The organism is Chloroflexota bacterium (assembly GCA_034717495.1).
GTDB lineage: Bacteria > Chloroflexota > Anaerolineae > JAAEKA01 > JAAEKA01 > JAYELL01.
This window is the reverse complement of the sequence record JAYELL010000043.1, coordinates 1-3,576: the sequence shown is the minus strand read 5'-3', so window position 1 is coordinate 3,576 and position 3,576 is coordinate 1. Positions and strand designations below refer to the sequence as shown.

General features: G+C 60.1%; 4 protein-coding genes. 3 read left to right on the top strand and 1 reads right to left on the bottom strand.

Features of this window, described 5'->3' with window-relative positions; all coding sequences use genetic code 11:
- The coding region (locus U9R25_08670) for a hypothetical protein (protein ID MEA3335966.1) at window positions 1-880 on the bottom strand (880 nt) is incomplete at its 3' end.
- Between the two features lie 79 nt (window positions 881-959).
- On the opposite strand from U9R25_08670, the gene U9R25_08665 reads away from it, so the two are divergent.
- The 3 genes from U9R25_08665 to U9R25_08655 are packed head-to-tail and all read left to right on the top strand — an operon-like array spanning window position 960 to window position 3,504.
- Window positions 960-1,796, top strand: coding sequence for a PfkB family carbohydrate kinase (locus tag U9R25_08665; GenBank protein MEA3335965.1), 837 nt, complete (start codon window positions 960-962; stop codon window positions 1,794-1,796).
- 33 nt (window positions 1,797-1,829) lie between these two features.
- Window positions 1,830-2,609 (top strand): ParA family protein, encoded by a 780-nt coding sequence (locus tag U9R25_08660; GenBank protein ID MEA3335964.1) that lies wholly within the window; start codon window positions 1,830-1,832, stop codon window positions 2,607-2,609.
- A 4-nt stretch (window positions 2,610-2,613) separates the two neighbouring features.
- Window positions 2,614-3,504: a ParB/RepB/Spo0J family partition protein gene (locus U9R25_08655; GenBank protein MEA3335963.1), complete on the top strand. Its 891-nt coding sequence runs from the start codon at window positions 2,614-2,616 to the stop codon at window positions 3,502-3,504.
- Window positions 3,505-3,576 lie beyond the last annotated feature (72 nt).

Genomic DNA, 3,576 nt, shown 5'->3' with positions numbered 1-3,576 from the left:
CCGTTGACGTCGTTTTCCCGATCCAGCGGGCCAACAGCCAGAGGGCGACCACGATCCAGGCCCACACAAACAGGTCATTCTGGCCAAATATGAGATCCAGGCCCATGATGGGATTGAGGCCCAGAATCATCAGCAGCCCAAGGCGCCAGCGGGACCGGCCGCGGGGCGCCAACTGCACAGCAAACAGCAGCCCAATTACAAAGACCAACAGGTAAACGAAGCGCTGGTCATACCAACCCAGAATGCCGTCGCTCACCAGTTTGAATGGGGCTGAGAAGACAAAGGTCCAGGGCAGGTAGGGATAGTGGTCCAGGGCCGTGCGAAACTGCTCCAGTCCCCACTCGGCCATGGGCGTGTTCCGGTAATCCTCCACGTAGGGGTTGCGCCCGCTGAGGAAATAATCGATGGTTGCTTCCGTCTGAATGACGCCGCCATCGTGGCTGTAGCTGTGGGGAAGGTTCTCATGGCGCAGTAGCGCCAGCTTAAGGGCAGGCAGCAACAGGGTGAAGGCAATGATGGACCAGATCAACAGGAGCTTGAGGCGGTACCGCCAGATCTCATTGCCACCCGCTTCACCTCTTCCCAGAAGATCTACGATCAGATAAATGATGAGCGCCCCAATGCTCAGGGCAGTCAGCAGCAACGCGACAGGGTCGCCAAACCAGGGACCGAAGGCGGCCTCAGCCTGGTCGCTAAGAATTCGCCCCAAGAGGCTGTGGGTGGTGACATTTTCAAAATGCTCGAACAATCCTGCCTCGGCCATGCTGTTGATACGCAGTCGGGCGATCAATAGAACAGCCAGCAACAAGGCGTCCCAACCGGGCCGTTCAGGCGACAACGAAGGATCGTGCTGCATGGAGGAGGACTGGGGAGAAGCCATAGCGGCATGATACCATAAATCAGGTGGAGGGGAAACTAATGCTGTTGCGCGGCCCATGTCTCTGTGCTACAATAGCTCAATGGATTTCCTGACACTTGGGCACATTACCAGGGACCTCGTCCCTGGTGGCTATACCGTTGGCGGTACAGTCACCTATGCGTCGGTCGCGGCCATGCGCCTGGGTTGGAAACCAGGTGTGATCACTCGCACAGGGCCTGATATCGATCTGCCTGATGTGTATAATCGCATCGAACTGTTGCCGCTGCCCAGCGAAAAAACCACGACCTTTCAAAACATCTACACGCCCACCGGGCGTGTCCAGAAGCTTCACACTGTGGCCTGGCCCATCGGACCGGAGGACATTCCAAGCTCGTGGCAGAGGGAACCAAAGATCGTCCTGTTGGGCCCATTGGCCAATGAGATCAAGCCCGACGTGTCCTCCATGTTCCCCGACGCGCTCGTCGGTGTCGTGCCCCAGGGCTGGATGAGAGCGTGGAACGAGCAAGGGCTGGTGAGTCCCAAACCGTGGGACAGTGCCGAAGAGATTCTGCCCCATGTTGACGTTCTGGTGCTTAGCTTCGAGGATATCGACCACGACCTGGGCCGGGCAGAGCATTGTTGGGAGTTGCTTGGCAACGGTCTCATGGTTCTCACCCGAGGCCGCGACGGCTGTGATGTCTATTTCCGAGGCGATACCACCCGCGTTGAGCCACGACCGGCCGAAGAGGTGGATCCAACCGGCGCCGGCGACGTCTTCGCAGCTGCCTTTCTTATCCGCCTGTTTGAAACTGGAGACCCCCTGAATGCGGCCCGCTTCGCCAACGTCGCGGCATCCTTCAACATCGAAGGATCGGGAATCGACGGGATTCCAGAACGTGGTCAAATTGAAAACTGGCTCGCCGAACATCCCGATTGAGAAGGCGCAGAGCAGAGGTAGGGACCCAGTGCGATGACCCGTATCTACGCATTTGCCAATCAAAAAGGTGGCGTGGGAAAAACCACCACAGCTGTCAACGTGGCTGCCTTCCTTGCAGCTTCGAAACGACGCGTGTTGCTGGTTGACTGTGATCCCCAGGGCAATGCCACCAGCAGCGTGGGCGTCGATCCCGACGAACTCTCCGTCTCCCTTTACGATGTCCTGATCAACGGCACCGCGGTTGACCGGTCCATCAGCCTTTCCGGGCGGTTGCGCCTCGATTTAATACCCTCGTCGGCCAACCTTGCCGGTGCCGATGTGGAAATGGTTGGCATGATGGACCGGGAACGCCTGCTGGCGCGCGCGCTCAAGCCCGTGCTACCGCGCTATGATCACGTCCTGCTGGACTGTCCTCCGAGCTTGAGCCTGCTAACCCTGAACGCATTGACTACAGCCCAGGATGGGGTGATTATCCCTATCCAGTGCGAATATCTGCCCCTGGAGGGCCTGGGACGACTGACCCGGACCGTTCAATTGGTGCGCGAGCGCCTCAATCCGGATCTGCGCATCTTCGGCATCGTCATGACCATGTTCGATGGCCGTACCAATCTCTCTCAACAGGTGGTGGCCGAGGTGAGGCAGCACTTTCCCAATGAAATTTTCGATGCAGTTATCCCGCGCAGCGTGCGCCTGAGTGAGGCACCCAGCTATGGCGAGCCAATCATCGCCTATGCGCCCAAATCGGCTGGCGCGGTCGCCTACAAGGCACTCACCCAAGAGGTGCTGGCCCGCGAGAATGGTATGGTGAGGTAGAACTGTGAGTACAAGACGTGGCTTAGGTAAAGGCCTGGGCGCATTGATCCCGGGCGGCGAGTCGACTGCTTCTTCTGCGATCCCCTTGTCCGGCACTGCCGACGTGCCGGTGAGTGAAATTGGACCCAATCCCAGGCAACCGCGCGACAGCATCGAGTCCGAGGCGCTGGCCGAACTGGCCGAGTCCATCAAAACCCACGGCCTGATTCAACCCCTGGTGTTGACACAGGCGCCCGCGGGAAGCTCGGTGCGCTACTATTTGATTGCGGGAGAGCGCCGGTGGCGGGCATGCAAGATGGCCGGCATCGATGCAATCCCAGCCATCATCAAGGAGGTCTCTCCCCAGGGCATGCTGGAGTTGGCCCTGGTGGAAAACCTCCAGCGGGCTGACCTGAATCCCCTGGAGGAAGCCGGTGCCTACCAGTCGCTGGTGGAAGAGTTTGGCCTGACCCAGGAGGTCGTGGCTGCCAGGGTAGGCAAGAGCCGCGTGGCGGTTACCAACGCGATGCGCCTGTTACGGCTGCCGGTCCCGGCCAAGGAAGCGATCATCTCCGGAGAGATTCGAGAAGGCCACGGGCGCGCCCTGTTGGGTCTGCCCAGCGACGAACTAATGGAGCAGGCGCTGGGCGTGGTGATCAGCCGAAACCTCAGCGTTCGCCAGACCGAGGAGTTGGTGCGGCGCCTGAACCAGGCTGCCGCCGAACCGGACGAGGTTGCGGGTGAGGAAGAGGAGAGCCCCGAAACCCGGGAACTGGAAAGGCGCTTCCGCGAGGCGCTGGGCACCAAGGTCAATCTCTACCGCAGCCGCCGCGGCGGGCGCATTGTGATTCACTTCTATTCCGAAGAGGAACTGAGCGCGCTCTTCGATAACATCGTGGGGGAGTTTGAGTTGTAGAGGGGCCTTGCGACACGGCGGCGGAGCGACACGGGGATACGGCGGCGGAGGGACACGGGGACACGGCGAGGG

Bases quoted from the DNA above. Each gene is read 5' to 3' on its own strand.
- U9R25_08665 (MEA3335965.1), top strand. From the start codon at position 960: ATGGATTTCCTGACACTTGGGCACATTACCAGGGACCTCGTCCCTGGT.
- U9R25_08660 (MEA3335964.1), top strand. From the start codon at position 1,830: ATGACCCGTATCTACGCATTTGCCAATCAAAAAGGTGGCGTGGGAAAA.